Below are 26579 nucleotides of genomic sequence, written 5' to 3'. Positions count from 1 at the left end.
CACATCGGAATAACCCGAACGGCATTCGCGCCTCGCTTTGACACCGCACATCCGCGGCAAGTCAGCGGGGCGTTTTGCGTTTTGGCTCAAAGGGTCTGCAAGAGTGGAAATGAAGAAACGGATCGAACTTGGCCTACTGTATTCCCGCTCGGGAAGCTACTCGCTGATCTCCGAGGCCTGCCGGACCGGGGCGCTCAGCGCGATTGCCGAGATCAATTCGATGCCCGATCTCCCGATCACCTTCGCCCCGATCGAACGCGACCCGCAGGGCAATATCGACGCCTATGGCCCGCTCTGCGAGGAAATCCTGCGCGACAGCGACGCGCGCCATGTCGTCGGCTGCGTCACCTCGTGGAGCCGCAAGGAGGTGATCCCGACGCTCGAGAAAGCGGGCGGGACGCTTTGGTATGCGGTGCCCTATGAGGGGTTCGAGGCGTCCGATCACGTCGTCTACACCCATGCCTGCCCGAACCAGCATCTGCTGCCGCTGCTTGGCTGGGCCTTTGCGCGGCTCGGGCGGCGGGGCTTCCTGACCGGCTCGAATTACATCTGGGGCTGGGAGATGAACCGGCTTGCGCGGGACGTGATCCTCAGCGCCAGCGGCGAGGTTCTGGGCGAGCGTTACCTGCCGCTCGGTTCGCTGGATGTCGAGCGGATGATCAATGAGATCCGCGCGACCCGGCCCGATTTCATCCTCAACAACCTGATCGGCCCGTCGCAATACGCCTTCCTCGAAGCCTATCACAAGCTCGGACAGGAAGACGCGCATTTCCGCCCCGAGACCTGCCCGATCCTGTCGTGCAATCTGACCGAATGCGAGCTGCCCGCCATTCACCCGGACGCGGTCGAGGGGCTGGTCGCCGCCGGGCCCTATTTCCGGGGCGCGACCGGCTGGCCGCAGGCACAGCGCAATTTCGGCTCCTCGCATGAAGCCGCCGCGTGGTCGTCGGTCTATCGCCTCGCGATTTTGCTGTCAGGGCATGACGACGCCGCCGAGCAGAGCCTCGCGCAGCTGTTGCACGATGCGCCGCAGGGCTCGGAAGGGATCGACCTGTCGACCCATCACACCGCCCTGCCCGTCCTGATCGCGCAGGTCGAGAATGGCGCTTTCGCGGTCCGCGAGCGGTTCGAGGCCGTCGCGGGCGATCCCTATCTCGCACGCGGTCGCAATCCGATCGCGCCCGGTGCGCCCCGGCTGAAGGTGGTCTCATGAAGCGCAAGATCCGCATCCCCGATCTCGGCGGCGCGCGCGCCTATATCCTGCATCGCCCCCACGCGACCGTGCAGGCGCTCGAGCGGCAGTTGCGCGCCATCGGCCTGACGGTCGTGCATTGCTGGCCCGAACTGCCTGCCGAGGCCCTGTCGGGGGATTTCGTCTTCTTCGACGCCGATCAGGGCTATGACGAGCAATTCCCGTGGAGACCGGGCGAGAGCCCGATGCCGATGATCGCCTTGATCGGCACCGAAGCGCCCGGCCGGATCGAATGGTCGCTGGAGGCCGGCGCGCATGCGCAGATCCTCAAACCCGTGGGCGATGGCGGGGTCTATTCGGCGCTGCTGATCGCGCGGATCGCCTTCGAGGCGCGGGCGCAGCTCTCGGGCGAGATCGCGGATCTGCGTCGCAGGCTCGACGAGCGCCAGACGGTGGTGCGGGCGGTCACGCTGCTGGCCGCGCGCGGCAAGAGCGAGGCCGAGGCCTATGACCAGCTGCGCCAGATGGCGATGGCCTGGCGCGTGAATTTCGAAGATGCCGCGCGCCGCATCGTCGCCAACCATGACGAACAAAGGAAGACCGATGACCGACGCGACCTTGGCTGAGGGGCCGGCCCGACCGCAAAGCGCCCTGCGCCGCCTGATGCGCCGCAAGCTCGCGCTTCTGGGCTTTGCGATCATCGCGATCGTGACGCTCGGCGCGATCTTCGCGCCGTGGATCGCGCCTTTCGAGCCGCAGGAGCAGATGTTCGACGGGCTGTCGCTGCTGGGTGCGCCGATGCCGCCGGGCGAGAAGTTCTGGCTGGGCACCGACCTGCTGGGCCGCGACCTGTTCTCGCGCATCCTCTATGGCGCACGGACCTCGCTGATCATCGGCGTCGTCGCGAACGGTCTGGCGCTGATCATCGGCACGCTGATCGGCGTCACCGCGGGTTATTTCCGCGGCTGGATCGGCGCGGTACTGATGCGCTTCACCGATCTGATGATGGCGTTTCCGGCGCTTCTGCTGGCGATCTGCCTTGCCGCGATCTTCACGCCTTCGCTGTGGATCGTCGCGATGGTGATCGCGCTGGTGAACTGGGTGCAGACCGCCCGCGTGGTCTTCACCGAGACCTCCGCGCTGGCCGAGCGCGAATTCGTCGCCGCCGAGCGCACGCTGGGCGCAGGCACGCTGCGCATCCTGTTCCGCCATATCCTGCCGCACCTGGTGCCGATGATCATCGTCTGGGGCACGCTGGGGATTTCGACCACCGTGCTGCTGGAGGCGACGCTGTCCTATCTCGGCGTGGGCGTTCAGCCGCCGACGCCAAGCTGGGGCAACATCATCTTCGAGAACCAGACCTATTTCCAGGCGGCCCCGTGGCTCGTCTTCATCCCGGGCGCCGCGATCTTGCTGCTGGCGCTGTCCTTCAACCTCGTGGGCGACGCGCTGCGCGACGTGCTCGACCCGACGCAGAGAGGGCGTGAGTGATGCTGGCCTATCTGATCCGCCGCCTGATCCAGGCCGCCCTGATCCTGCTGGGCGTGTCCTTCATCACCTTCTTCCTGCTCTTCGTGCTGCCGGCCGACCCGGTGCGCCAGATCGCGGGCCGCTCGGCCACGCCCGAGACGGTGGCCAATATCCGCCACCAGCTGGGCCTCGATCAGCCCTTCATCGTGCAATACTGGCACTATCTGACCGGGCTGGTCCAAGGCGATATGGGGCGCAGCTATCTGCAGAAGACCGAAGTCGCGACCCTGATTGCCGCGCGTCTGCCCGCTACGCTTCTTCTGATGCTGGGCGCGATCGTGGCCGAGCTGATCATGGGGCTCACGCTGGGGATCGTGGCCGCGATCCGCCGCGGGGGCGCGCTCGATCAGTCGCTGATGATTACCTCTTTCGTCGCGGTCTCGGCGCCGCAATTCGTGGTCGGCCTGCTCCTGCTTTACGTCTTCGCGGTCAAGCTGAGCTGGTTCCCGATCGGCGGCTACGGCAGCTTCTCGAACCTCGTGCTGCCCGCGCTGACGCTCGGGATCATGGGCTCGGGCTGGTATAGCCGGATGATGCGCTCGAGCATGATCGACGTGCTGCGCTCGGACTATATCCGCACCGCGCGCGCCAAGGGGCTGCGCCGCTTCCGGGTGCTGGCGCTGCACGCGATGCCCAACGCCATCCTGCCGATCATCGCGATGATCGGGATCGATATCGGCATCTTCATGTCCGGCATCGTCGTGGTGGAAAGCGTCTTCGGCTGGCCCGGTATCGGGCAGCTCGCCTGGCAGGCGATCCAACGCGTCGACATTCCGATCGTCATGGGCGTCACGCTCGTTTCCGCCTGCGCCATCGTGCTGGGCAACCTGCTGGCCGACCTGATCACCCCTTTCATCGATCCGCGCATCAAGCTGCGCTGATCGCAATCAGATACCCCGGGCCAACCGGGGAGCGAACCAAAAGAAAAGTCCAACTGACGGAGAACACCTCAAATGAGCCTGATGAAAAACATCCTTGCCACCAGCGCACTGTCGCTCTCGCTGGGCCTCGCCAGCTTCGCCTCGGCGCAGGACTACCAGCCTGACCCGAACGCCAAGCCCGGCGGCAACATCATCGTGACCTACAAGGACGATGTGGCCACGCTCGACCCGGCGATCGGCTATGACTGGCAGAACTGGTCGATGATCAAATCCGTCTTCGACGGTCTGATGGATTACGTCCCCGGCACCACCGAGCTGCGCCCCGGTCTTGCCGAGAGCTACGAGATTTCGGACGACGGCACGACCTTCACCTTCAAGCTGCGCGAGGGTGTGAAATTCCACAACGGTCGCGAGATGACGGCCGAGGACGTGAAATACTCGCTCGACCGCGTCACCACCCCCGCGACCCAGTCGCCGGGCGCTGGCTTCTTCGGCTCGATCAAGGGCTATGACGCGATGGCGGACGGCTCGGCCAGCAGCCTCGAAGGCGTCACCGTCGTCGATCCCTACACCGTCAAGATCGAGCTTTCGCGCCCCGACGCGACCTTCCTGCACGTGATGGCGCTGAACTTCGCCTCGGTCGTGCCAAAGGAAGCGGTCGACGAATACGGCACCGATTTCGGCAAGCATCCCGTGGGCACCGGCGCGTTCAAGCTCGCCGACTGGACCATCGGTCAACAACTCGTGCTGGAGAAGAACGCCGATTACTGGCGCTCGGGCGTGCCCTATCTCGATAGCATCACCTTCGAGGTCGGTCAGGAGCCGATCGTGGCGTTGCTGCGCCTGCAGAACGGTGAGGTGGACGTGCCCGGCGACGGCATTCCGCCCGCGAAGTTCAACGAGGTGATGGGCAATCCCGACGAGGCCAAGCAGGTCGTCGTGGGCGGCCAGCTGCATACCGGCTACATCACGCTGAACGTCCAGATGGAGCCCTTCGACAAGGTCGAGGTGCGTCAGGCGGTCAACATGGCGATCAACAAGGATCGCATCGTGCAGATGATCAACGGCCGCGCGACGCCTGCGACCCAGCCGCTGCCGCCGTCCATGCCGGGCTATACCGAAGGCTACGAGGGCTATCCCTTCGATCCCGCCAAGGCCAAGGAAATGCTGGCCGAAGCCGGTCTGCCCGACGGGTTCGAGACCGAGCTCTACGTGATGAACACCGACCCGAACCCGCGTATCGCGCAGGCGATCCAGCAGGACCTGTCGCAGATCGGCGTGAAGGTCGACATCAAGGCGCTGGCGCAGGCCAACGTGATCGAGGCGGGCGGCACGCCGAAAACCGCGCCGATGATCTGGTCGGGCGGCATGGCGTGGATCGCCGACTTCCCCGATCCGTCCAACTTCTACGGTCCGATCCTGGGCTGCGCGGGCGCGGTCGAGGGCGGCTGGAACTGGTCGTGGTATTGCAACGAGGAACTCGACGCGATGGCCACCGAGGCGGACTCGATCACCGATCCGGCCATGCAGGACGAGCGCCTGCAGAAATGGTCCGACGTCTACATGAAGGTCATGGAAGACGCGCCGTGGGTCCCGGTGTTCAACGAGAACCGCTACACCATGAAGTCGGGCCGTATGGGCGGCGAAGATGCGCTCTATGTCGACCCGGTCTCGATCCCCGTGAACTACGACTACGTGTACGTGACGGAGTAAGCGCGCATGTGCAAAGCCTGTGACTATACGATCCATGGCGCACAGCACCATTTCGGCTGGGACAACTCGTTTGTCCCGGCCGAGACGGTGGCCCCGGGATCGACCATCGAATTCCACTGCCACGACAGCTCGGCCGGACAGCTCGGGCCGTCCTCGACGGTGGAAGACGTCAAGACGCTCGATTTCGGCAAGATCAATCCGGTCTCCGGCCCGATCTATGTCGAAGGGGCGAAACCCGGTGACGTGCTGAAGGTCACCATCGACAGCTTCACCCCGCGCGAGCAGGAAGGCTCCGCATGGGGCTGGACCGCGAATATCCCGGGCTTCGGCCTGCTGGCGGATCAGTTCGAAGATCCGGCACTGACGATCTGGAAATACGACGCGGCCTCGCCCGACAAGGCGCTTTGGGGCAGCGAGGGCAAGGTCGGCCTCAAGCCGTTTTGCGGCACCATCGGCGTCGCCCCGGCCGAAAAAGGCCTGCATTCCATCGTGCCCCCGCGCCGCGTGGGCGGAAATCTCGACATTCGCGATCTGGCGGCGGGCACCACGCTCTATCTGCCGGTCGAGGTCGATGGCGCGCTGTTCTCCGTAGGCGACACCCATGCCGCCCAAGGCGATGGCGAGGTCTGCGGCACCGCGATCGAGAGCCCGATGAACTGCGTGCTCAGCTTCGATCTGATCAAGAACGAGACGCTGAAATTCCCGCGCTTCACCACGCCGGGGCCGGTCACGCGCCATCTCGATACGGCGGGCTACGAGGTCACGACGGGCATCGGCCCCGACCTGATGTCGGGCGCGCGCGATGCGGTCTCGGGCATGATCGACCTTCTGTGCGCACAGCGCGGCATGTCGGCGGTCGACGCCTATATGCTCGTCTCGACCTGTGGCGATCTGCGCATTTCCGAGATCGTCGATATGCCCAACTGGGTCGTCAGCTTCTATTTCCCGAGAAACGTGTTCGAATGATCGAAATGCAACAAACGCAAGCCGGGGCCGTCACGGCCCCGGAGCCCGCCCAGCCGGTGCTGTCCGTCGAGGGTCTCACGATCTCGGTGCGCTCCGAGGGGCACGAGCGGGCGCTGGTCAGCGATCTGAGCTTCACGCTCGCGCGCGGCGAGACCATCGCCATCGCGGGCGAGAGCGGCTCGGGCAAGTCGCTCACCTCTCTGGCGATCATGGGGCTGTTGCCGCCCCCTGCCCTGCGGGTCAGCTCCGGCGCGATCCGCTTCCATGACGAAGACCTCACCCGCCTGCCCGAAAGCCGGATGCGCGCCATTCGCGGCAACCGGATCGCGATGATCTTTCAGGAGCCGATGACGTCGCTCAACCCGGTGCTGACGATCGGCCTGCAACTCTCCGAGGCTATCCGCGCGCATGAGCCGGTCTCGAAACGCGAGGCCCACGCCCGCGCGCTCGAGGCGCTGCGCCGCGTGCGCATCTCCGAACCCGAACGCCGGATGACCCAATATCCGCACGAGCTATCCGGCGGTATGCGGCAGCGTGTGATGATCGCAATGGCGCTGGCGCTGCGCCCCGACGTGTTGATCGCGGACGAGCCGACCACCGCGCTCGATGTGACGGTGCAGCGCGAGGTGCTCGACCTGCTCCGCGATCTGCAAAGCGAGATGGGCACGGCGATCATCCTGATCACCCATGACATGGGCGTCGTGGCCGAGATGGCCGAGCGCGTCATCGTCATGAAACAGGGTCAGGCGGTCGAGACGGGCGCTGTCTCGCAGATTTTCACCGCCCCGCGCGAGGCCTATACGCAGGACCTTCTGGCCGCGGTGCCGCGTATGGGCGATGGCAGCGGTGCTGCGGGCGCGTCCCCGGATGCGAAACCCGTGGCGCGGCTGCGCGACGTGAAGGTTCATTTCGACATTCGCGGCGGGATCCTGTCGCAGGTCACCCATCGCGTCCACGCGGTCGAGGGCGTCAGCTTCGACATCATGGAGGGCGAGACCTTCTCGCTGGTGGGTGAAAGCGGCTGCGGCAAATCCACCATCGCGAAGGCGCTGACCGGCCTCGTGCCGCATCAGGGCCGCATCGAGGTCGCGGGCCACACGATGGGCGGGCTGAGCGGCGCGAAGATGAAAGAGATGCGCCGCGATGTGCAGATCGTGTTTCAGGACCCGATGGCCGCGCTCGATCCGCGGATGCGCGTGGGCGATCTGGTGGCCGAGCCGCTGGTGATCCACGAAATCGGCACGCCCGAGGAGCAGCGCGAGAAGGTCGCGGGCCTGTTCGAGCGGGTGGGCCTCACCCGCGATCAGCTCGACCGTTATCCGCATGAGTTTTCGGGCGGTCAGCGTCAGCGGATCTGCATCGCCCGTGCGCTGGCGCTGCAACCCAAGCTGATCGTCGCGGATGAAAGCGTCTCGGCGCTGGATGTGTCGGTGCAGGCGCGGGTGCTGGACCTGCTCGAAGCGCTCAAGCGCGAATTCGGCATCGCCTATCTGTTCATCAGCCATGACATGGCGGTGGTCGAGAATATCTCGGACCGGATCGCGGTGATGTATATGGGCCAAATCGTGGAGATGGGCACCCGCGCGCAGATTTTCGGCGCGCCGCAGCATCCCTACACCAAGCGCCTGATGGCTGCCGTGCCGGTTCCCGACCCCGACAAGGTGCGCGAGCCCACCCCGCGCCTGTCCGGCGAGGTTCCGAGCCCGGTCTACAAGCTGGGCACGGGACCGCAGCGCCTGATGCTGCGCAATCTCGGAGACGGGCATCTCGTGGCGGATAGCGACCTTCCCGCGATGCCGACCGAGACGGCGGCTGAATAACCCGAAGTCGCGCACAGGGCGGGCGGAATTCTCCGCGCCGCCCTGTGCTTTCAGGGCCGGTTTCGCCCCCGAAACCCACCGCTCGCGCGCGAGGACGCGCATCCGCGAGAGAGCAAAAGCGACATCTACTCCGTAGCTTTTCCGCAACACCCCAAACACCCCACCAACTCATTGATGCAAATCAAAGAAAGCATCCGGGCAGACGTTTAGCGCGGGAGCTGAAGTCCGTGCGAGGGAACTTCAGAAACGCGCCGAGGCAAACGCACGGACATTTCGTCAGTACGATCGAGTGAAGAGTCGCTTGTTTCGCGTGCGAAATTTATCGTGGCGATCGCCTTGGGAATGGGACAAAAAATGACACATACTCTGCTCACCAATTTGAAAAGAACCGTAGCGCCGGCGGCTTTGCTGCTGTGCCTCGGGAATCCGGCCTGGTCGGGCACATTTGATGACGCGCCCGTCATCAGCGTGACCGGCGACGGGCTTATCTTCTCCGATCCGACGGAAGGTGTCCTGCCTCCCGGGCTCAAGGCCGTGACGGGCGATATCAACGCCGACTTTCCCAACACGAACAATCCGAAGGACATCACCAACTGCCTGATGTCGAACACGCCGGACTTCACCTGCACGGCCCCTCCCGGCTCGGGCAAACGGGTGAAGACGCAGCTGACCGGCCCGACGCCGATGGATATCATGCTCTCGACGCAATCGAGCAGCGGCACCACCGAATACTACACCTACGGCAAAACCTCGAACCTCACCGGCGCCCGCATTCTGGCCTTCAAGGTCCAGCTCGGCACTGGCTCGGGTGACAGCTTCACCCCCTTCGATACGGCCGAACCCGCGACCGCAGCGCTGTTCGATCAGGATTACAACTCGAAATTCAACCTGCCCGACGGGCTCTTCGGGGATGGCGGTCAGGAAGAGGCGGGCATCGGCTTCTTCGACAGCACCTCCGCCGAGATGACCATTGCGAACACCGACAACACGCTCGACGCGACGAACCTGTCGAACAGCGTTCTGGCCACCTATTTCGGCGAGTCGCTGATCGACAACAGCATGCTGCCGAAAGCCTTCTTCTGGGACGCGACCGGCACGCCTGTCGCCTCGGACGAGGCCCAGCTCATCGCGTGGTACAACCTGAGCGCCGGCCAGTGGCAGTATGGCAATCTGGGCGTCGACAGCTCGACCTATCTGGATGACAAGCTGCAGGCGATGGCCGACTCGCTGGGCGTGACGGTCGCGGATCTCGGCTATACCGGCGGCGGCGCCGTGCCTGCCGATATCGTCGCGGCGATGCAGGCCAATGGCCTCTATACGCAGGACGTGGTCGAGGATCTTCGCAACCTGAACCTGAACTACATCATCGATCTCGGCGATGTTGCGGGCAACAACGTCACGATGCGCATCGCGCCGATCTTCGCGCCGATCGTCGAGCAGACCGCAACCTCCTACCAGTTCGCAACCGCCGGGCGCCTCGATGCGGCCGCCAACATCCCCTATCTCGATATCGGGAACGCGGCGACCTATCAGACCGCGATCAGCGACATCATGGCGATCACGGATCCGGTCGCGCGCAACGACATGCTCGAGACGACGGGCTACAGCTTCCTGCCCGCCTTCAGCGCTGTCGGCTTCGAGTTCGGTCAGAACATCACGAATGGGATCGGTCGTCCGGTTGCGCAGAAGCAGAACGGATCGGTCACGCTTTCGACGATGGGCGGGCCGACCTCGTGGAAGATCGGCGACGACACCTATGCCTTCGTCTCGGCGGGTGCGCAGAAAGCCAATTACGACCGCACCACCAATGCGATCGGCTATGACGTCAACTCGCATTACATGATGGTCGGCGGCGAGAAATTCGTCGACAATCAAGTCTCGGTGGGCGTCTTCGGCGGCTACTCGGACGGCACGTCCGACGCCGATCAAAACCGTGGCAGCGTCGATGGCTCCGGCGGCTTCGTCGGTGGCTTCGCGCGGACGGCCTTCGGCAATGGCGGCGCGGCGCAGTTCATGATCGGCTATCAGGATCTTTCCTACGACATGAGCCGCAATGTCATGGGATCGACCGCACGGGCGAGCACGGATGGCCATCAGGTCTTCGGCGCGGTCGATGCCGAGTACATGTTCGGACAAGACCGCTTCCGCTACGGTCCGACCGGTTCGTTCGAACTGTATCACCTCTCGGTGGACGGCTTCGACGAGACCGGCGCGGGCGCGTGGAACCTGTCCGTCGGGGATCAATCCGGGACCGTGATCGTCGCCTCCGCCGGGATGCGTGGCCAATATGCGCTGTCTTCGAGCGCACAGGCCCCGACCCTGTCCGGCGCGATCAAGTACAACAAGGTCAGCGGTGACGATCAGCTCGTTCAGACCGCCTTCGTCGGGCTGCCTTCCAGCGCAACCCCGGTCGACGGCTTCAACATGAACTGGGTGACTGCGGACCTCGGGATCGATGTGCCGCTCGGCCAGACCGGGAAATTCTCCTCCAGCCTGCATGCCGGGATCTCGGGGACCTTCTCGAACAATTATGAGAGCCACGCGCTGCAGGTTTCCTTCAACGCGAAGTTCTGAGCGCGAATCTCTGAGCGCTCATAGCCTAAACAAAGACACCGCGGCGCTTTTCGGCGCCGCGGTGCATTTATATTCGCAGGTCGATAACGGGTATCCCGCACCGAGCGGGCGTTACCCCTCCATCCCGATCCGTTCCCGGCGCAGCGTCGACGCCCCGGATTTCGCATGGCTGGCGATCTCTTCCATCGGCGCGAACCAGACGTCGCCCGCTTCCACGGCACGCTCCAGCAGACGCTCCATCTCGCGCCAGCGCGCCAGACGGCCCGTCAGGAACGGGTGCAGCACCGGCATCCAGAACCCGCCCGCCTCGTGCATCGCGTCGAATTCCTCGGCGAAGGCGCGGATGCCATCGGAGGGCGCGCGGATCGGCATCAGGTAGTCGATCTCGCCGAAATGCGCGAAGGGCGGCCAGTCGTCAGTGCCCCAATGCGGCGGGACCTCGATCAGGCTGCCTTTCGGCGTCTCGACCAGATAGGGCAACTCGTCGGCCATCATCGAGCTGTCATAGAGAAAGCCGTGCTCGATCAAACGGTTGAGCATCGCAGGCGTGAAGGAATAGACCGGGGCGCGATAGCCGCGCGGCTTGCGCCCGGTCATCGTGACATGGACATCGAGCGCGCGTTCGAACAGCTCCGCCTCGCGGTCGTCGGAATGCTCCATCGGGTCTTCGTGCATCCACGAATGATGCCCAATCTCGTGCCCCGCTTTCAGGATCGTCTCGACCGTCTCGGGGTAATTCTGCATCACCCAGGCGGGCATGAAGAAGGTCTGGGTCAGCCCCAGACGGCGATAGGTCTCGAGGATGCGCGGCACGGCGACCGTCGGACCGTAGCGGCCCATCGAGATCGGCTGCAGACGCAGCTCGGCGTCCTCGGGCCGCGCCGTGCGGATCAGCGAATCCGCGTCGATATCGAAGGTCACGCAGGCGGCGCTGCGCTTGCCCTCGGGCCAGGTGATCGGGTTGAGAAACATGTCACTCTCCGCTCAGGAAGGATCGGCGGGCACCGGGAGCATCACCGAGAACAGCGCCACGAGATCGTTGCGCAGCCAGGTCTCGATCTCGTCCCGGCGCGCGGCGTCGGTGGAAATGAACTGGATGAAACGGGCGTTTTGCAGCTGGAACAGCGCCCGGCCCAGGTGAAGCGGGTTCAGATCGGCGCTGAGCCGCCCGTCCCGCTGCATCGCCTCGATCCGGCGCACCAGCACCGAGGCGAGCTGTTCGTCGAGCTTGAAATAGGCCTTGGAGAGCTGCGTTCCCGCCTCGATCGTCACCGCCGCGATGACCTGACGCCAGATGTCTTTCTCCAGCGTCTGCATCGCGTGAACCATGATCTCGTGCGCGAAGGCCACCGTCAGCTCGACGAGCTCGGACTCTGGCCCGGGCAACGTCGAATCGAGCCGCTCCAGCAGCTGTTTGTCGCTTTCGATCACCAGCGCGAGCAGCACCCCGGCCTTGGTTCCGTAGTAGTTATGGACCGTCACGCCCGAGACGCCGGCAGCCACCGCGATCGCCTCGATCGTCGTCTTGTCATAGCCCTTCTCGCGAAAAAGCTCTTTGGCCGATGTGACGATGCGGTTGCGACGGTCTTGTTTTTGTTGGGCGCGCAGGTTGCTCACTGAGTCCTCCTAGGGTTGCGAACAGTTTTCGGCGATGGGTCGTTTTTGGTCAAGACAAATTTTTATTGCATAAAAGTTTTTATCGAATAAAGTTTTTGCACAAGATCAAGAATTCATACCAACAGCGAGGTCCGCATATGCGCTCCGTACTCAAACTCGCCGCCGCCTCCGCGGTCGCCCTCTCCGCGGGCAGCCTCTCCGCTGCCGCCGCTGAAACCGTCAACGTCGGGGTCTGCGTCTCCTGGCCGGGCTATGCCATGCTCGAAGTCGCCAAGGAAAAGAACCTGATCCCCGATTACGACCTGAACATCACGATCTTCGAAGATCCGCTGGGCGGTCATGCCGCCCTCGCCGCGGGTCAGCTCGACGTCTATGGCTGCACCGCCGATTACACGCCTCTGGTCGTGGATCGCGGCACCGATGTGGTGAACGTGGCCCAGCTCAACCCCTCCTACGGGGTCGATCACGTCATTCTCGCGCCCGACACCGAGCCCGCCGACCTGCCCGGCAAGAAGGTCTCGGCCCCGCAGGCCTATATCGGTCAGCTGCTGATGGGGATCTGGCTCGATTCCGAAGGCATCACCCCCGATCAGGTCGAGTGGGTGAACCTCAATGCCGATGAAGCCGTCGGTCCGATGATGTCGGGCGATCTCTCGGCTGCCTACATGTACGAGCCGTGGATCTCCAAGGTCCTCGAAGCCAAGCCCGGCGCGCGCTCCATCGTGAACACCGCCGATCCGGAGATGCTGAAGACCGGGATCTTCATGGACGCGCTCTACATGAACAAGAACTTCATCGCCAATGACCGCGAGGCGGCTCTGGCCGTGCTGAAGGCGCGTTGGGAAGGGCTGGCCTACTGGAACCAGAACACCGAGGAGACCAACAAGTTGCTCGCGTCGTTCCTGCAGTGGCCCGAGGAAGATATCGGCTACGTCATCGGGACCAACGGCAAGTCCTTCGAGGGCGGCATCTACATGATGGACTTCGACGAATCCGCCCGCCTGTGCGGCGTGCTCGACGGCGAAGGCCCGCTCGGCATGGCCAACGGTTCGATGGTCGACTCGATCGCGATGACCAATGACTGGTGGATCAAGCTCGGTCTGATGGAAAACAAGATCGACGCGTCGAAAGGCATCGACTGCTCGCTTATGGGCGATCTGGTCGAAGCCGGTTACCGCCAGAGCCTGAGCGCTCACTAAACCCTTCGGGAAGCGCCGATCCCCGGCGCTTCCCTTTCCCCAAGCCGGAGCATCTACCTTGAGCGCCCGACCCACCCCCTTTCTCCAGCTGCGCAAGCCCGTGAGCCGCCGTCAGAAGCTGCTTTCCGCGCTCGCCATCTGGGTGCTGTTCTTCGGCATCTGGATCGTCGCCTCGGCCAGCGGCTTGGTGAACCCGCTTCTCGTCCCTGCCCCGCAGCAGGTCTTCGCGACCACGTTCGATCTGTTCTTCAGCCGTGCCTTTGGCGGAGACGTCCTGATCTCCATCAGCCGCGTGCTGATCGCCTTCGCGCTGGCCAGCGCCGTGGCGGTGCCGCTGGGCGTGATGATGGGCTCCTTCCCCGCGATCGAGGCCTTCTTCGCCCCCTTCGTCTCGGCCTGGCGCTACCTCCCCGCGCCGTCCTTCATCCCGATCCTGCTGATGTGGTTCGGGACCGGCGAGGCGCCGAAACTGGCTCTGCTGTTCCTCGGCGTGATCTTCTTCCTGATCACCCTGATCATGGATCACACCAAGAATGTGCGCGAGGAACTGGTCGAGACCGCCCTGACGCTGGGCGCGCCGCGCCACAAGGTCGTGGCCCGGGTGATCTTCCCCGCCGTGCTGCCCGATATCGTCACCGCGATGCGCCAGATGCTAGCGATGACCTGGACCTATCTGGTGATCGCCGAGATCGTGGCCTCCACCACCGGTATCGGCGCGATGATGATGCGCGCGCGGCGCTTCCTGAACACCGATGAGATCCTGTCGGGGATCGTCGTGATCGGGGTGCTGGGGCTGCTCTTCGACCTCACTTTCTCCGCCCTGCACCGCTGGGCCTTCCCCTATCTGAGAAAGGCGTGACCATGAGTGCCGAAACCGCATTGGAAATCCGCGAAATCTCGAAGGAGTTCGAGCTCTCGGGCGGGCGCAAGCTGGTCGCCGTCGAAGGCGCGGGCTTCACCGTCGAACGCAACTCCATCTGTGTCCTGCTCGGCCCGTCGGGCTGCGGGAAATCGACGATCCTGCGCATGATCGCAGGGCTCGAGACCCCGAGCGGCGGCGAGATCGTCATCGGCGGCCGCCGCGTCGAGGGGCCGGGCCGCGACCGGGGCATGGTCTTTCAGGCCTATACCTCCTTCGACTGGCTGACGGTGCGCAAGAATGTCGAGTTCGGGATGCAGATCAACGGCGTCCCGGCCGCCGAGCGCCGCGAAAGCGCGGAACGCTTCATCAATCTCGTGGGGCTCGGGAAATTCGCCGAGGCCTACCCGTCGCAGCTCTCGGGCGGGATGCGCCAGCGCGTGGCGATCGCGCGCACGCTGGCCAACGACCCGGAAGTGCTGCTGATGGACGAGCCCTTCGGCGCGCTCGATGCCGAGACCCGCTGGCTGATGCAGGAGCTGATGATCGACGTCGCCGAGAAGACCAACACGACGATGGTGATCGTCACCCACGATCTGGAGGAGGCGATCTTCCTCGCCGACAAGATCGTTTTCCTGTCGAGCCATCCGGGTCGCGTGAAAGAGGTGATCGTGCCGGAGTTCAAGCAAGGCGCACGCATCGCCGACAAGGAAAGGGCCGTGAAACTCGACGGCTATTCCGATCTGGAGGCCCATCTGATGCGGCTGATGCGAGAGGAAGGACGCGGCAAGGAATGAGCGTGACATTCGACTTCACCGGCAAGACCGTTCTGGTCACCGGCGCTTCGAGCGGGATCGGCTACGGCATTGCCGAAGGTTTCGCGCGCGCCGGCGCCGATCTGATCATCCTGTCCGAGACCGAGACTATCTATGAGGCTGCCGAAAGCCTGCCCGGCAAGGTCCGCGCGATCCGCTGCGACATCGCAGACGCCGCGATGGTGACCGAAGCGCTGGCCGAGATCGAACGCGTCGATGTGCTGGTGAACAATGCAGGCCTCGAACGTCCCACCCCGCTCAACGGTGCGAACCCGTTGGGCAATACGACCTTCGAGCGGATCGTGGCGATCAACATCACCGGCACGCAGAACGTGACCGACGCGCTGATCTCGCGCATCCCCGAAGGCGGGCGCATCCTGAACACGGCCTCGATCTGGGCACGCACCGCCGTGCCGGGCTTCTCGGCCTATGTTGCCAGCAAACACGCGCTTCTGGGCCTGACCCGGACATGGGCGCAGGAACTGGGCCCCCGCGGCATCCGCGTCAACGCGATCTGCCCGGGCTGGGTGAAAACCGGACCGGCGGCCAATTCGCTGCGGGAACTGGCGGAGTCCAGCGGCCGCAGCGAGGCCGAGGTCGAGGCCGAGATCATGGCCGCGCAAGCGATCGACGGGCTGATGGTGCCGGCCGATATGGCCGACCCGTATATGTTCCTCGCGTCCGAGGCAGGCGCAAATATCACCGGTCAGGCGCTCAACGTCGACCGCGGCGAGGTAATGTCATGAGCCTTCAGGGGAAAGTCGCACTGGTCACCGGCGGCTCGCGCGGGATCGGGCGCGCCATCGCGCTGGCGCTCGCCGAACAGGGCGCGAAAGTCGCCTTCTGCCATCCCAACGACGCGCAGGCGCACGACACGCTGGCCGAGCTTCAAAAGCTGACCGAGGCGGAATCCCTACCCGCCGATGTTTCCGACGAGGCGCAGGTCGAGGGGATGTTCGACGCCGTCATGTCCCGGTTCGGGCGGCTCGACATCCTCGTGAACAACGCGGGCATCCTGCGCGAAGGCCCGATTGCCGAGACGAAGATCGACGAATTCGACCGCGTGATCGCGGTGAACCTGCGCGGCACGTTCCTCGCGTCGCGCGCCTTCGTGCGCCGCACCGAGGAAGGCCGCATCATCAATATCGCGAGCGATCTTGGCTATCTCGGGCGCGAGGAAATGTCCGCCTATACCGCCTCGAAAGGCGCGATCATCGCGCTCACCCGGACGCTGGCGCGCGAGCTGGCGCCGAAGATCCTCGTCAACGCCATCGCGCCGGGCTCGATCGAGACCGATATGACGAGCCCCGCCTCGATGAGCCCCGAACAGCTGGCAATCGATATGGCGACGCCGCTCGCCCGGTTCGGCCAGCCCGAGGATATCGCCGCGATGGCCTGCTATCTCGCGGGCCCGCAGAGCAATTTCATCACCGGTCAATGCTTCGGCGTGAACGGTGGCAGCGTCATGACCTGACAGGAGCGACCCCATGTCCAGCGATCCCCTTTTCCACCCGGTTTCCGGCTTCGATCTGCCGCGCTTCGCGGGCGTGCCGACCTTCATGCGCCTGCCGCATGTCGAACTCGACGACCCGCGCCTGAAGGATGTGCAGGTCGGGTTCATCGGCAGCCCCTGGGATTCCGGCACCACCAACCGTCCCGGCCCGCGCCACGGGCCGCGCCAGCTGCGCGATCTCTCGACGATGATCCGGGCGCAGAACGGCGCGACCGGCGTGCGCCCCTTCGAGATGGTCAACTGCGCCGATCTCGGCGATGTCGCCCCGAACCCCGCCGACATTCAGGATGCGATGGACCGGATCACCCGGTTCTTCGAGACCGTCCGCGCCCATGGCATCCGCCCGATCACGGCGGGCGGCGACCACCTCAATTCGCTGCCGATCCTGCGCGCGCTGGGCACGCCCGAGCCGCTCGGCATGGTGCATTTCGACAGCCATACCGACCTGTTCCACAGCTATTTCGGCGGCAACATGTACACCCATGGCACCCCATTCCGTCGCGCCATCGAAGAAGGCCTCCTGGACCCGAAACGCGTGGTGCAGATCGGCATTCGCGGCTCGACCTATGACAGCGAGGACCGCGATTTCGCCGATAGCGTCGGCGTGCGCGTGATCCCGATCGAGGAATTCCATGCCCGCGGCGTCGAGGATGTGATGGCCGAGGCGCGCGAGATCGTCGGCACCAAGCCCACCTATCTCTCCTACGATATCGACTTCATCGACCCGGCCTTCGCCCCCGGCACCGGCACGCCCGAAGTGGGTGGCCCGAATTCCTATCAGGCGCTGCAGGTGATCCGCCTGCTCGACGGGGTGGAAATCGTCGGCGCCGATCTGGTCGAGGTCTCCCCGCCCTTCGACCCGTCCGGCGCGACCGCTTTCCTCGGCGTCTCGGTGATGTTCGAGATCCTGTGCCAGATGGCGGTGCGCATGACGCGCGGGTGACGGACTTCGTTCAAATCCCCAATAAACAAACCTTCGGCAGCGCGTAATTTCTATTCCGCGCTGCCGAAGAAATCAGCGCGAGCCAGCCCGCCTGGGAAATGGTGTCCGGATTTCCTCACCTTTTCTTGCTGCACCGCAGCATCCCCATTGACCCAGCGTTATCAACTCCAAACCCTGACCTTGGGGTCTGTCGGAGCATGTCCGGCGCAGCACCGGGGGCAGATATATGGGGCCACGCTTCGGGGTAGCGAGGTCGCTGCACAGCGATAAATATCGTCCGGATATCGACGGATTGCGCGCGGTCGCAGTCACCTCAGTCGTGATCACGCATGCCTTCCCGGAACTCTGGCCTGCGGGCTTCATCGGGGTCGATATCTTCTTCGTCATTTCCGGCTATCTGATTTCGACGTTCCTGATGCGCGATCTCGCCGAGGGCCGCTATTCGATCGCGCGTTTCTACCAAAGGCTCATCCTGCGGATTTTCCCGGCGCTGATCGTGGTGCTTGCCGCGATCTTCGCGATCGGCTGGTATCTTCAATTGAAGAGCGAGTTCGCCTCGCTCCTGAAACACATCCTCGCGTCGATCTTCTTCTCGGAAAACCTGCTGCTCTGGAGCGAGGCGAGCTATTTCGACATCTCCTCCGCCTTCAAGCCGACGCTGCATTTCTGGAGCCTCGCGGTCGAAGAGCAATTCTACATTGTCTGGCCGCTACTGCTCGCTTTCATCTGGCGCGGGCGTGGGAGCCTGCCGCTCGTTCTGGCAGGGCTGACGCTCGCCTCTTTCGCCTATGGTCTGTTCGAAACCTACCGCGATCCGACCGCCGCCTATTACTCGCCCTTCGCGCGCGGCTGGGAGCTGCTGATCGGCGCGGGTCTCGCCTATCTCAAGCGTCATCACGCCGCCCTCACCGCACGTCACACTCATCTGCAATCGCTGATCGGGGCGGGACTGATCGCGGTGGCCTTCATCTTCATGGAAGACGGCAGCCCGTTCCCCGGATGGTGGGCGCTGTTCCCGGTGCTGGGCGCAGCCTTACTGATCTCTGCCGGTAGCGAAGGGATGGTCAACAAATACCTGCTCTCGCTCAGAATTCCGGTCTGGATCGGGGTGATCAGCTATCCGCTCTATCTCTGGCACTGGGTGTTTCTGAGCTACATGCACATCACCTTCCGCCATGTCTATTTCAAGATGGGTCTGGTCGCGATCGTGCTGTCGCTGATCGCGGCCTGGGCCACCTTCCGCTTCGTGGAATTGCCGATCCGGCGCAAAGGGCGTGACCGGGATAAAACGCGGGCGCTGGGCCTCGCAATGGGCGGCTTGGCGGGGTTTGTGTTGCTCGCCGCGCTCATACAACTGCCCCCACGGTTCCGGATCGACCTGCCGATGCCCGACAAGACCGAATGGTCCTTTCTGCTGAGCAAGATCGACGCGCCCAAACCGAACGAGACCGGCATCTATCGACTTGGCCCCGCAAGCGCGCAGGAGGTTCTGTTCATCGGCGACTCGCATGTCGCGCAATATGCGACGCGGATCGAGAAGCTCGTCTCCGCGGGCGAAAAGCCAATCGGCGCGACGCTTGCGATCGGGAGCGGCTGCGCCCCGATCCCCGAAATCAAGACCGAAGCCCCCAACCGGGCTCCGTGTCGTAACAACACGGTCAATGCTTGGCGGCTCGCGAGTCTGCCGCGCTATCACACCGTGGTCATTGGCGGCGCGTGGAATTTCTACGCCGGAAGCCCGGCCTTCTATGTCGAGCGCGCCGACGCGCGCGTCCCGCTCGTCGAAGCACCGGGGCGCCGCGCCGCTTTGTCACGCCTCGCTGAATCTGTCCGCGAACTCAGCGCCGCCGGAAAGAGCGTATTCGTTCTTCTCGACAACCCGCGCCTGCAGGATTTCACCAATATCGCGCCGGAGATGCGTCTTGGATGGGGGCCGGTGTCGGATGCGCACGCCTTGCTACGCGAGCAACCGATCCCCGCGAAAGACAAGGCGCTGACGGAAGAGATGAAAAACGTCTTGGCAAAGTCCCAAGCGGTTGTGATCGATCCAGCATTTGCCTTCTGCTCCGACGACCACTGCCGCGTCCGCGAACCGGATTTGACGACCGTCTACAAGGACAACAACCATTTCAACCCGGATTGGGTGGCGCAACACGCGCGCTTCCTCGATCCGATCTTCGCGAAATAGGCTGTGATGTGCGCGGGACCGCCTTGAAGGGCAGCCCGCGCCCCCCGATCGTCTCAGCCCACGTGGCGGATCGCATCGAGGCGATAGACCGGGGTCATGTTGTTGACGAGGCTCGCACCGAGATCGAGCTCCACGCTTTTCAGCCGCATCACCTCCTGCAGGGCGAGGCCGAGATAGCGCGCGATTTCCCGCGTCGAGAGGCCGAGATCGAGCAGCGCCGAAACCTCCAGCGCACGATCCGGACCCGTCGTCGGAGCGCGTGCGCCCCGGGGGACCGCCGTGGTGCAAGGCTGGGCCTGCGCGCTCGACAGTGGCCAGGGAACGGTCTCCGGCGCGAGGCCGTCATCCTCTGCCTTTCGCGGCAGCGGGAGAAGGTCAGGATTGTTTTTGGGGGTGATCCAACGAAACATCCGCACACTCCTTCGATGCGTGGCTATGACGTCCGAACAGCTAAACCGCATTCGGCCCGCCGCGCCATTGATCTCCGTCAATGAGACGCGCACAAAGCCTCTCGGGCGCGCGATCTGAGCAGGCATTCGCCAATCCTGACAAGGCGGCGGTCGGCACGAGAGCGTGGTCAAACTTGCGAGACTGCATGTGATCCGAGCGGGCCGGACCCGCCACGCAGATGCTCGGAAAATGGCGAAGGGCCATCGCCCGAAATGCGAATTCCGCGTTTTCACATCGCAATTCGCACAGCAACGATGACCCTTCGATCGATGGAGCTCTCCGTGTCACGGCGGGCCGACCATCGGGCAGCAGCGCGCAGCACATCCATATGGCGCTCACCGTTTCGACTCCTCCCATCGATCTCACCAACCTGACTGAATTTTCCCGCGCCGCATTGACCGGCGACAATCGCGCGGGCGTCCAAAGGCTGGCAAAGGCTGATTGCGGTCAATGCGCACCTGCGCGGATCGGGCAGACTGAGACGATGTCTACACTCGGGAGGATGCCATGAAGATCAGTGACGCGATGCACAAGCCAGCCGCATGGGTCGATGCCGATACCCCTGTGAAGGAGATCGCGGACCAGATGAGCAAGGACGATATCGGCGCGGTCCCGATCGGCAAGGATGACAAGCTCATCGGGATGATCACCGATCGCGACCTCGCGCTGCGGGTGGTGGCGCAAGGGCTCGACCCGGCCAAGACCCGCGCCGAGGAGGTGATGACTCCGGGGATCGTCTATTGCCGCACCGATGAGACGGTGGAGGATGCGGTGCACCTGATGGATCAGCGCAAGATCCGCCGCCTGCCGGTTCTCGACGACGAAAAACGGTTGGTCGGGATGCTCAGCCTCGGGGACGTGGCCCACGGAACCTCGCTCGAACTCGTGGGAGAGATGACGCGCGCCGTCGCCAATCACCACCGGTGAGCTGCGCCACCTTCGACGCGTCTGGTCTTCGCGTCTTCGCGCCGCCCGACCCGCTCGGGCCAGGCGGCGCGGGTCCGTCATTGCTGCAAGGTCCCGACATGCTCCGCGATGGCCAGCATCCGCCCGCGGATCAGCGCCTCGGTTCCGAACCGCCCAACCATCGGCTCCAGCTCGTTGCGGAAAAGCGCACCGAAGACCGGCATCGGCCCGCCATGCCCGCGCACTTCCGTCCGCCCGTCGAGGATCTGGATCACGTTCAGCAACGGGAACTCCCCGTCATTGGCCGCCGCCAACCCGGTGAGCGAAGGAATGTCCTGAATGAACGCATCCGCGAGCGGGCCATCGCCCTGCCCGCTCATGCCGTGACAGGCGGCGCAATTGTCCGCGTAAAGCTGCGCGCCCATCTCGTCGGATGTCATGGCGTCCTGCGCCGCGAGCGGCCCCGCCGCACCGATCAGGAAAAGCGCGAGCAGGAAAGGTCGATACTGTGTCATTTGGTGTCCTCCGATGTCCATGACCCAGCTTTCCCGCGGCGCGCCCCGGCGGCATTGTCGGCGGTCAATGCCACCGCGGCCGAAAGCGGGCGGCGCAGGGTGTTCCGGCGGGTCCCGGAGCCACCGCCCGCGCGCGCGATCTTTGCCGCGATTGACGCCCGATAATGGCACGGGGGCGGTTCGGGCGTATCATTTGGGCATTCGCGGACGTTCGGGTGACCTCACCCACTCGACCGTGGTCGAAGAGCGTTTCGCGATACCCGTCGGCCACCGCGCGCCTGTCCTCAAGGTGTGGTCGGCGGGGCCATATCCACCCCGTTTCAGGGGTTTGACGGCACTGCGCCAAACGGCCTGTGACCGCAAAAAACACCCGCGAAATCGCCGGGCGCGCCCCCGTTTCACCTGTCAAAGGTCACATTTCTCTACAATTTGCCGCCTGACAGACGCGCTCCGAGACGGCAAGCTTCCTTCAGTCACGCTATGCGACCGTTCCCCGAACGTTGCCAGAGCTCGGGGAACTGAAGGGGGGGAACATGTTCAATTCACAGGGTTTTCGGCTGGAATATGACGCGAAATGCGAGGATTGCGTTGCGCGCCAGACCGGACTTTGCAGCGCTTTCGGCGGCGGGGCGCTCCTTGATTTCGCCCATCAAAGCTATCGCGAAAGCTATCACCAAGGGGCCGAGATTGCGGCTCAGGGCGAGGTGGCGGAGCGGGTCGGGATCGTCTCCTCGGGGCTGGTCAAGGTCGTCGTGCTGACCGAGGGCGGCGACGAATACGTGCTGCAGATCCTGCGCGCGGGCCATCTGATCGGCGACCCCGACCGCGAGGTGAACGGGTTCTCGAGCGAGGCCGCCACCGACACCGCGATCTGCTGGATGCCACGCTCGACATGGCACGGCTTCCTGCAAACGCATCCGCAGATTTTCCGGGGCTGCCTGTCGGCGCTGAACCGTCAGTTCGAGGAGCTGCAGTTGAGCGTCGTGAAGATGCGCGGGCGCAGCACCGTGCAGCGGCTCGCGCTTTGGCTGATCGAACAGCTCCCCGGTGCGCCCGAGGACAGCACGCCGCAAATCCGCATCGTACTGACCCGGCGCGATCTCGCCTCGCTGTTGGACATGACGGTGGAGACCCTGTGCCGCGCGCTGCACCAGATCGAAGAGCGCGGCGCGATCCGCCTGATTGCGCCCGATCATCTCGAGGTCAGGGATCTCGGTCGGCTGCGGCGGCTTGCGAAATACCAGAACGAGCGGATCGGTGCGGCCCTCGCCCAGCCCGATCCCGCACCGCGCCTGTCCGAGCGCGACGGGTGGTCCGGGGGCGCGAAAGCTTCCGGCACGCGCACGTCGCGCTGGCAAACCGACGAGCAAACGCCCGCCACCACAACGCGCGCCGCATCAGGCCGGACTTGAGACGCGCGTTTCGGGCACAAGGCAACACGAAGCCTGAACACCCCGTGATCGCCGCCGATCGGAGCGGCATGAAACCGCGCGCATTGACCTCCATCAATGCATCCGGCCCCGCGCGCGACAAAGGTCGGGACGATATCATCGCAACTCATGGGAGGCCCAGATGCCCAGCAAGACAGACGCGACCGCGCGCACCAGCGCGGGCTATGCCGAATTGGTGAAACGCCTGCTTCCTTCGGACGGGCCGGACCCGGCGATGCTCGGCCCGTTCGTTGCACTTCACACACAGGCGGCGGATCGGGTGTTGCAACACAATCAGGAATGGCTGCGCTTCACCGCCGATCGGATCACCTGCGACCGGGCCCTGCTCGCCAATCTCTCCAATCCCGGCGATCCCGCCGCGATCGCCTCCGCCTGGTCGGAGTTCTTCTCCGGTGCGATCGACGATTATTCCGCGCTCTATCGCCGCCTCTGGGGGCAATATGCCGAAGAGCTGACGGCGGCGGTGTTCGACAGCCAGAAACAGGCGCAGGACTTCTTCATGACCGCGATGCAAGGCGGGGGTTTCGGCGAGAAACGCCACGCGACGCCGGTCTGAGCGACCGCGACGAAAGGCCGGATCTGCCGCCAATGGTTGGCCCGGCATATATAGTTTTGTGCGATTTTTCGTTTTTTCCTCCACTGCCGGACACGAAACCGAGTATGATTTCCTGATTGATGGGGGCGTGGTGCCAAGCGCGAAATGAGGTGGCGCCAGTGGTGAATTCCGAACGCGAAGAGACCGGACCGAAGACGCATGCCTGCCGCGCAGCGCTCGCCGACGGTCTGGAGGACATGATTGGCGTGATGCCGATCCCGGTCGCGGTGTTCGACACTGCGGCGCGCTTGGTCATGGCCTCCGCGACCTTTCAGGAGAGTTTCGGCGTCGACATCTCCAGCGCCAATAAGCCGGGTGACTGTGACCTGCTGCCGTGGTTGCCAGCGGGCTTCCCCGCCGCCCGCGACAAGGCGCTTACCGGTGAGACCGTGCAATGCGACGAGAGTCAAACCACGCTCCCCGACGGGCGCGTGATCTGGAACCGCTGGCTCACCGCGCCGATCCGCCATGAGGGCCGCGTCGCGGGGGTCATCCTGATCATCGAGGATATCAGCGCCGAGAAAGACTTGCCGCAACCTGCCGAACTGCGTGCGGAGCGGGTCGTCGAGGCGATGGATGCCGCCGGGATCGCGCTCTTCGAGATGGATTTCGACCGCGACACGTTCTTTTCGACCGAGTCCGCCCGGCAGCTTCTGGGCACCGATGACGTGCCCGACAGCTACGAGAAATGGATCGCCCTCGCCGCCCCGGAGGATCGCGCGCGGCTCAAGGAGGTGCATCGCGCGGCAATCGATCCCGCGGGCAGCCGGAAGTTCTCGATCGAGTTCAAGCTCGCCGACAGTAGCGAGCCCAAAGTGATCGAGTTGCGCGGCGATATCCGGTTCGACGAGACCTACGAGCCGCCCCGTCCACAGGGCGCGCTCGGCGCGCTCCTCGACCGCACCGAGCGCGCGCAGATTGCGGCGGCTCTGGTGCGGGCGCAGCGACTGGAGACCGTGGGCCGGATGGCGGGTCTGATCGCGCATGATTTCAACAACCTGCTGACGGTCATCCTGTCCAATCTGGAACTGGCCTCGCGCGCCGAGATGGCCGAGGTCGCGCGCGACCATCTGAAACGCGCCATCGACGCGACGCGGATCGGCGCGGGGTTCAACCAGCGACTTCTGGCGCTGGCTGGCGCGCGGACGCCCAAACCGGTGTGCTTCGACCTCGATGCCCAGCTTGCCGAGACATGGACGCTGCTGGAGCGGGTCTTGGGCGAACAGGTGCATCTGCGGCTTCTGCCGGGGGCGGGAGAAGGCCAGATTTTCATGGATCGCGGCGAATTGGACGGGGCGTTGCTCAATCTCGTCATCAATGCGCGCGACGCGATGGCGACCCCCGGCACCGTCACCATTGCGACCGGTCGTGCGCAGCTCGACGCGCATCAGGCCACCGAGATCGACGGGGCGCGTCCGGGCCGCTTCCTGACGGTGCGCGTGAGCGATACCGGGCAAGGCATGACCCCGGACGTGCGCAAGCAGGCTTTGGACCCGTTCTTCACGACGAAGGATGCGCGGGTCGGGAGTGGGCTCGGACTGACCAGCGTCGAGAGTTCGGTGGCGCGCGCGGGCGGGTTCTTACATATCGACACCGCGCCGGGACAGGGTACGACGATCACGCTCTATCTGCCCGAGACCGAGGGAGAGCCTGCGCCCGCGCCTGCCGACCACCGCGCCGCGCTGCGGATGGGCGATGGGCAGCTCGTGCTGGTGGTCGAGGATGATCCCTTCGTGCGCGAGGCGGTGCTCGACCGGTTGGAGGCGCTCGGCTACGCGGTGATCGAGGCGGGGAACGCGAGTGAGGCGCTGGAACAGATCGAAGCGGGCGAGCCGGTCGATTTGCTGTTTTCCGACGTGGTGCTGCCCGGCTCCAGTTCGGGGTTCGACCTCGTCGATCAGGCCCGCGCCCGCGATCCCGCATTACCGGTGCTTCTGACATCGGGCCACGCGTCGGAACATTTCGCCCAGCGGCCCGAGGCCGAGCGTGAGGTGGAACTGCTGATGAAACCCTATTCGCTTGCGACGCTGAGCGCGGCGGTCGCGCGCGCGCTCAAGCCCGACGCCCCGCCTATGTGATCTGCCCGGTGAAGACATAGCCCACGCCGCGCACGGATCGGATCATCCGATTGGCATCATCCGACGGTTCGATCTTGCGCCGTAGCCGGGCGATATGGGTGTCGATGGTGCGGTCATAGGGCGACCAGTCGCGCCCGTGCAGCGCCCGGTTGATATCATCGCGCGAGAGCACCTGCGCCGGGCGGCTGAGGAACAGTTCGAGCAGCTTCGCCTCTGTTCCGGTCAGATCCTCGCGGCGACCGTCGCGATGCTCGATCACGCCCTGGCGCAGGTCGATGCTGCTGTGATCGATGCGCAGGCGGTCGAGCGGGACATTCCGCGCCCGGTAGCCATCGAGCACCCGGCGCACGCGGATCGCCACCTCGCGGGTGTCAAAGGGTTTGACGATATAGTCATCCGCCCCCGCCTCCAGACCGCGCACGCGGTCGAGCGGCTGGCCATGCCCGGTGATGAAGATGACGGGGATATTGCTGCGCCGTCGCATGACGCGCGCCAGCGCCAGCCCGTCATCGGCCCCCAGCCCCAGATCGAGGGTCACGAGGTCGATGCCGCCCGCCTCAATCTGCTGCATCATGCCAGCCGCGTCCTGCGCCTCGCGCACCGCCCAGCCTTCCGCCTCAAGGCAGTCCCGCAGCGCCTCGCGCACGTCCTCATGATCCTCGACGACGAGAATTGTCTGCTGTTCCAAGGCGCGACCTCCTTGCCCCTCCGCACCTATCGGGGCGCCGTGCGGTGACGCTGCCGACGTCACAAAGCGCTGTCCCGAAGTATGTC

24 protein-coding genes are annotated in these 26579 nt (G+C 64.6%); 19 read left to right on the top strand and 5 right to left on the bottom strand.

All coding sequences use genetic code 11. The features are described from left to right. Positions 1-109 precede the first annotated feature (109 nt). The 8 genes from AC2TZ7_RS11600 (at position 110) to AC2TZ7_RS11565 (ending at position 10676) form a co-directional block, all read left to right on the top strand. Positions 110-1213, top strand: a complete 1104-nt coding sequence (locus AC2TZ7_RS11600) for a transporter substrate-binding protein (protein WP_489864337.1) — start codon at positions 110-112, stop codon at positions 1211-1213. Then, a complete protein-coding gene (locus AC2TZ7_RS11595) occupies positions 1210-1818 on the top strand; it encodes an ANTAR domain-containing response regulator (RefSeq protein ID WP_489864336.1) in 609 nt (202 codons plus the stop codon). The genes AC2TZ7_RS11600 and AC2TZ7_RS11595 overlap by 4 nt, the downstream gene beginning before the upstream one ends. Next, positions 1796-2683 (top strand): ABC transporter permease, encoded by an 888-nt coding sequence (locus tag AC2TZ7_RS11590; protein ID WP_489864335.1) that lies wholly within the window; start codon positions 1796-1798, stop codon positions 2681-2683. Before AC2TZ7_RS11595 ends, AC2TZ7_RS11590 begins: the two co-directional genes overlap by 23 nt. Next, entirely contained in the window at positions 2683-3603 is a 921-nt protein-coding gene (locus AC2TZ7_RS11585; RefSeq protein ID WP_489864334.1) for an ABC transporter permease, read from the top strand. Before AC2TZ7_RS11590 ends, AC2TZ7_RS11585 begins: the two co-directional genes overlap by 1 nt. An 81-nt stretch (positions 3604-3684) precedes the next feature. Next, positions 3685-5316, top strand: a complete 1632-nt coding sequence (locus AC2TZ7_RS11580) for an ABC transporter substrate-binding protein (RefSeq protein WP_489866809.1) — start codon at positions 3685-3687, stop codon at positions 5314-5316. Positions 5317-5322: 6 nt separating this feature from the next. Then, positions 5323-6282, top strand: a complete 960-nt coding sequence (locus AC2TZ7_RS11575; protein ID WP_078523181.1) for an acetamidase/formamidase family protein — start codon at positions 5323-5325, stop codon at positions 6280-6282. A gap of 5 nt (positions 6283-6287) precedes the next feature. Next, positions 6288-8102, top strand: coding sequence for an ABC transporter ATP-binding protein (locus AC2TZ7_RS11570; protein ID WP_489864333.1), 1815 nt, complete (start codon positions 6288-6290; stop codon positions 8100-8102). Between the two features lie 354 nt (positions 8103-8456). Continuing rightward, complete coding sequence (locus tag AC2TZ7_RS11565) at positions 8457-10676, top strand: choice-of-anchor F family protein (RefSeq protein ID WP_489864332.1); 2220 nt, start codon at positions 8457-8459, stop codon at positions 10674-10676. Positions 10677-10787: 111 nt separating this feature from the next. Here AC2TZ7_RS11565 and AC2TZ7_RS11560 read toward each other — a convergent pair whose 3' ends face one another. Further along, on the bottom strand, positions 10788-11648 hold the full coding sequence (locus AC2TZ7_RS11560; RefSeq protein WP_489864331.1) for a polysaccharide deacetylase family protein: 861 nt from the start codon (positions 11646-11648) through the stop codon (positions 10788-10790). A gap of 12 nt (positions 11649-11660) precedes the next feature. Further along, positions 11661-12293, bottom strand: coding sequence for a TetR/AcrR family transcriptional regulator (locus AC2TZ7_RS11555; protein WP_489864330.1), 633 nt, complete (start codon positions 12291-12293; stop codon positions 11661-11663). Between the two features lie 137 nt (positions 12294-12430). Here AC2TZ7_RS11555 and AC2TZ7_RS11550 point away from each other — a divergent pair, with 137 nt between their 5' ends. The 7 genes from AC2TZ7_RS11550 to AC2TZ7_RS11520 all read left to right on the top strand — a co-directional run bounded on the left by AC2TZ7_RS11550 (position 12431) and on the right by AC2TZ7_RS11520 (position 19810). Further along, on the top strand, positions 12431-13492 hold the full coding sequence (locus AC2TZ7_RS11550) for an ABC transporter substrate-binding protein (RefSeq protein ID WP_489864329.1): 1062 nt from the start codon (positions 12431-12433) through the stop codon (positions 13490-13492). 58 nt (positions 13493-13550) lie between these two features. Next, on the top strand, positions 13551-14351 hold the full coding sequence (locus tag AC2TZ7_RS11545) for an ABC transporter permease (protein ID WP_098410854.1): 801 nt from the start codon (positions 13551-13553) through the stop codon (positions 14349-14351). Between the two features lie 2 nt (positions 14352-14353). Continuing rightward, positions 14354-15148 (top strand): ABC transporter ATP-binding protein, encoded by a 795-nt coding sequence (locus tag AC2TZ7_RS11540; protein ID WP_489864328.1) that lies wholly within the window; start codon positions 14354-14356, stop codon positions 15146-15148. After that, positions 15145-15912, top strand: coding sequence for an SDR family NAD(P)-dependent oxidoreductase (locus AC2TZ7_RS11535; protein WP_489864327.1), 768 nt, complete (start codon positions 15145-15147; stop codon positions 15910-15912). Before AC2TZ7_RS11540 ends, AC2TZ7_RS11535 begins: the two co-directional genes overlap by 4 nt. Beyond that, complete coding sequence (locus AC2TZ7_RS11530) at positions 15909-16640, top strand: SDR family NAD(P)-dependent oxidoreductase (protein ID WP_489864326.1); 732 nt, start codon at positions 15909-15911, stop codon at positions 16638-16640. Before AC2TZ7_RS11535 ends, AC2TZ7_RS11530 begins: the two co-directional genes overlap by 4 nt. 13 nt (positions 16641-16653) lie before the next feature. Continuing rightward, positions 16654-17622, top strand: coding sequence for an agmatinase (gene speB / locus AC2TZ7_RS11525; protein ID WP_489864325.1), 969 nt, complete (start codon positions 16654-16656; stop codon positions 17620-17622). A 226-nt stretch (positions 17623-17848) separates the two neighbouring features. Further along, the gene (locus tag AC2TZ7_RS11520; RefSeq protein ID WP_489864324.1) at positions 17849-19810 is read left to right on the top strand and encodes an acyltransferase family protein; all 1962 of its coding nucleotides are present in this window, start codon (positions 17849-17851) and stop codon (positions 19808-19810) included. A 53-nt stretch (positions 19811-19863) separates the two neighbouring features. Here the strand turns inward: AC2TZ7_RS11520 and AC2TZ7_RS11515 are convergent, their stop codons facing one another. Beyond that, positions 19864-20220, bottom strand: a complete 357-nt coding sequence (locus AC2TZ7_RS11515) for a hypothetical protein (RefSeq protein WP_489864323.1) — start codon at positions 20218-20220, stop codon at positions 19864-19866. A gap of 547 nt (positions 20221-20767) precedes the next feature. Between AC2TZ7_RS11515 and AC2TZ7_RS11510 the strand changes: the two genes are divergently transcribed. Continuing rightward, positions 20768-21187 (top strand): CBS domain-containing protein, encoded by a 420-nt coding sequence (locus AC2TZ7_RS11510; protein WP_489864322.1) that lies wholly within the window; start codon positions 20768-20770, stop codon positions 21185-21187. Between the two features lie 77 nt (positions 21188-21264). Here AC2TZ7_RS11510 and AC2TZ7_RS11505 read toward each other — a convergent pair whose 3' ends face one another. Further along, a complete protein-coding gene (locus tag AC2TZ7_RS11505; RefSeq protein ID WP_489864321.1) occupies positions 21265-21681 on the bottom strand; it encodes a c-type cytochrome in 417 nt (138 codons plus the stop codon). A 533-nt stretch (positions 21682-22214) separates the two neighbouring features. Here AC2TZ7_RS11505 and AC2TZ7_RS11500 point away from each other — a divergent pair. From AC2TZ7_RS11500 to AC2TZ7_RS11490, 3 genes are all read left to right on the top strand, one after another. After that, complete coding sequence (locus AC2TZ7_RS11500; RefSeq protein WP_489864320.1) at positions 22215-23093, top strand: Crp/Fnr family transcriptional regulator; 879 nt, start codon at positions 22215-22217, stop codon at positions 23091-23093. Between the two features lie 160 nt (positions 23094-23253). Then, complete coding sequence (locus tag AC2TZ7_RS11495) at positions 23254-23688, top strand: hypothetical protein (protein ID WP_489864319.1); 435 nt, start codon at positions 23254-23256, stop codon at positions 23686-23688. 158 nt (positions 23689-23846) lie between these two features. Then, positions 23847-25805: an ATP-binding protein gene (locus AC2TZ7_RS11490; RefSeq protein ID WP_489864318.1), complete on the top strand. Its 1959-nt coding sequence runs from the start codon at positions 23847-23849 to the stop codon at positions 25803-25805. Here AC2TZ7_RS11490 and AC2TZ7_RS11485 read toward each other — a convergent pair. Beyond that, on the bottom strand, positions 25798-26493 hold the full coding sequence (locus tag AC2TZ7_RS11485) for a response regulator transcription factor (RefSeq protein WP_176535995.1): 696 nt from the start codon (positions 26491-26493) through the stop codon (positions 25798-25800). The two genes, AC2TZ7_RS11490 and AC2TZ7_RS11485, sit on opposite strands and share 8 nt — an antisense overlap. Between the last annotated feature and the right edge of the window lie 86 nt (positions 26494-26579).

This window comes from Thioclava sp. ISO4, assembly GCF_058105145.1.
Note: the sequence above shows the minus strand (reverse complement) of the source record. Positions and strands in the feature narration are given on the sequence as shown.

What these genes read in the sequence shown, in the direction of transcription:
- AC2TZ7_RS11600 (WP_489864337.1), top strand. Translation starts at nt 110, where the DNA reads ATGAAGAAACGGATCGAACTTGGCCTACTGTATTCCCGCTCGGGAAGC.
- AC2TZ7_RS11570 (WP_489864333.1), top strand. Translation starts at nt 6,288, where the DNA reads ATGCAACAAACGCAAGCCGGGGCCGTCACGGCCCCGGAGCCCGCCCAG.
- AC2TZ7_RS11560 (WP_489864331.1), bottom strand. Translation starts at nt 11,648, where the DNA reads ATGTTTCTCAACCCGATCACCTGGCCCGAGGGCAAGCGCAGCGCCGCC.
- AC2TZ7_RS11585 (WP_489864334.1), top strand. Translation starts at nt 2,683, where the DNA reads ATGCTGGCCTATCTGATCCGCCGCCTGATCCAGGCCGCCCTGATCCTG.
- AC2TZ7_RS11505 (WP_489864321.1), bottom strand. Translation starts at nt 21,681, where the DNA reads ATGACACAGTATCGACCTTTCCTGCTCGCGCTTTTCCTGATCGGTGCG.
- AC2TZ7_RS11590 (WP_489864335.1), top strand. Translation starts at nt 1,796, where the DNA reads ATGACCGACGCGACCTTGGCTGAGGGGCCGGCCCGACCGCAAAGCGCC.
- speB (WP_489864325.1), top strand. Translation starts at nt 16,654, where the DNA reads ATGTCCAGCGATCCCCTTTTCCACCCGGTTTCCGGCTTCGATCTGCCG.
- AC2TZ7_RS11595 (WP_489864336.1), top strand. Translation starts at nt 1,210, where the DNA reads ATGAAGCGCAAGATCCGCATCCCCGATCTCGGCGGCGCGCGCGCCTAT.
- AC2TZ7_RS11575 (WP_078523181.1), top strand. Translation starts at nt 5,323, where the DNA reads ATGTGCAAAGCCTGTGACTATACGATCCATGGCGCACAGCACCATTTC.
- AC2TZ7_RS11515 (WP_489864323.1), bottom strand. Translation starts at nt 20,220, where the DNA reads ATGTTTCGTTGGATCACCCCCAAAAACAATCCTGACCTTCTCCCGCTG.
- AC2TZ7_RS11535 (WP_489864327.1), top strand. Translation starts at nt 15,145, where the DNA reads ATGAGCGTGACATTCGACTTCACCGGCAAGACCGTTCTGGTCACCGGC.
- AC2TZ7_RS11530 (WP_489864326.1), top strand. Translation starts at nt 15,909, where the DNA reads ATGAGCCTTCAGGGGAAAGTCGCACTGGTCACCGGCGGCTCGCGCGGG.
- AC2TZ7_RS11580 (WP_489866809.1), top strand. Translation starts at nt 3,685, where the DNA reads ATGAAAAACATCCTTGCCACCAGCGCACTGTCGCTCTCGCTGGGCCTC.
- AC2TZ7_RS11540 (WP_489864328.1), top strand. Translation starts at nt 14,354, where the DNA reads ATGAGTGCCGAAACCGCATTGGAAATCCGCGAAATCTCGAAGGAGTTC.
- AC2TZ7_RS11550 (WP_489864329.1), top strand. Translation starts at nt 12,431, where the DNA reads ATGCGCTCCGTACTCAAACTCGCCGCCGCCTCCGCGGTCGCCCTCTCC.
- AC2TZ7_RS11500 (WP_489864320.1), top strand. Translation starts at nt 22,215, where the DNA reads ATGTTCAATTCACAGGGTTTTCGGCTGGAATATGACGCGAAATGCGAG.
- AC2TZ7_RS11510 (WP_489864322.1), top strand. Translation starts at nt 20,768, where the DNA reads ATGAAGATCAGTGACGCGATGCACAAGCCAGCCGCATGGGTCGATGCC.
- AC2TZ7_RS11495 (WP_489864319.1), top strand. Translation starts at nt 23,254, where the DNA reads ATGCCCAGCAAGACAGACGCGACCGCGCGCACCAGCGCGGGCTATGCC.
- AC2TZ7_RS11520 (WP_489864324.1), top strand. Translation starts at nt 17,849, where the DNA reads ATGGGGCCACGCTTCGGGGTAGCGAGGTCGCTGCACAGCGATAAATAT.
- AC2TZ7_RS11565 (WP_489864332.1), top strand. Translation starts at nt 8,457, where the DNA reads ATGACACATACTCTGCTCACCAATTTGAAAAGAACCGTAGCGCCGGCG.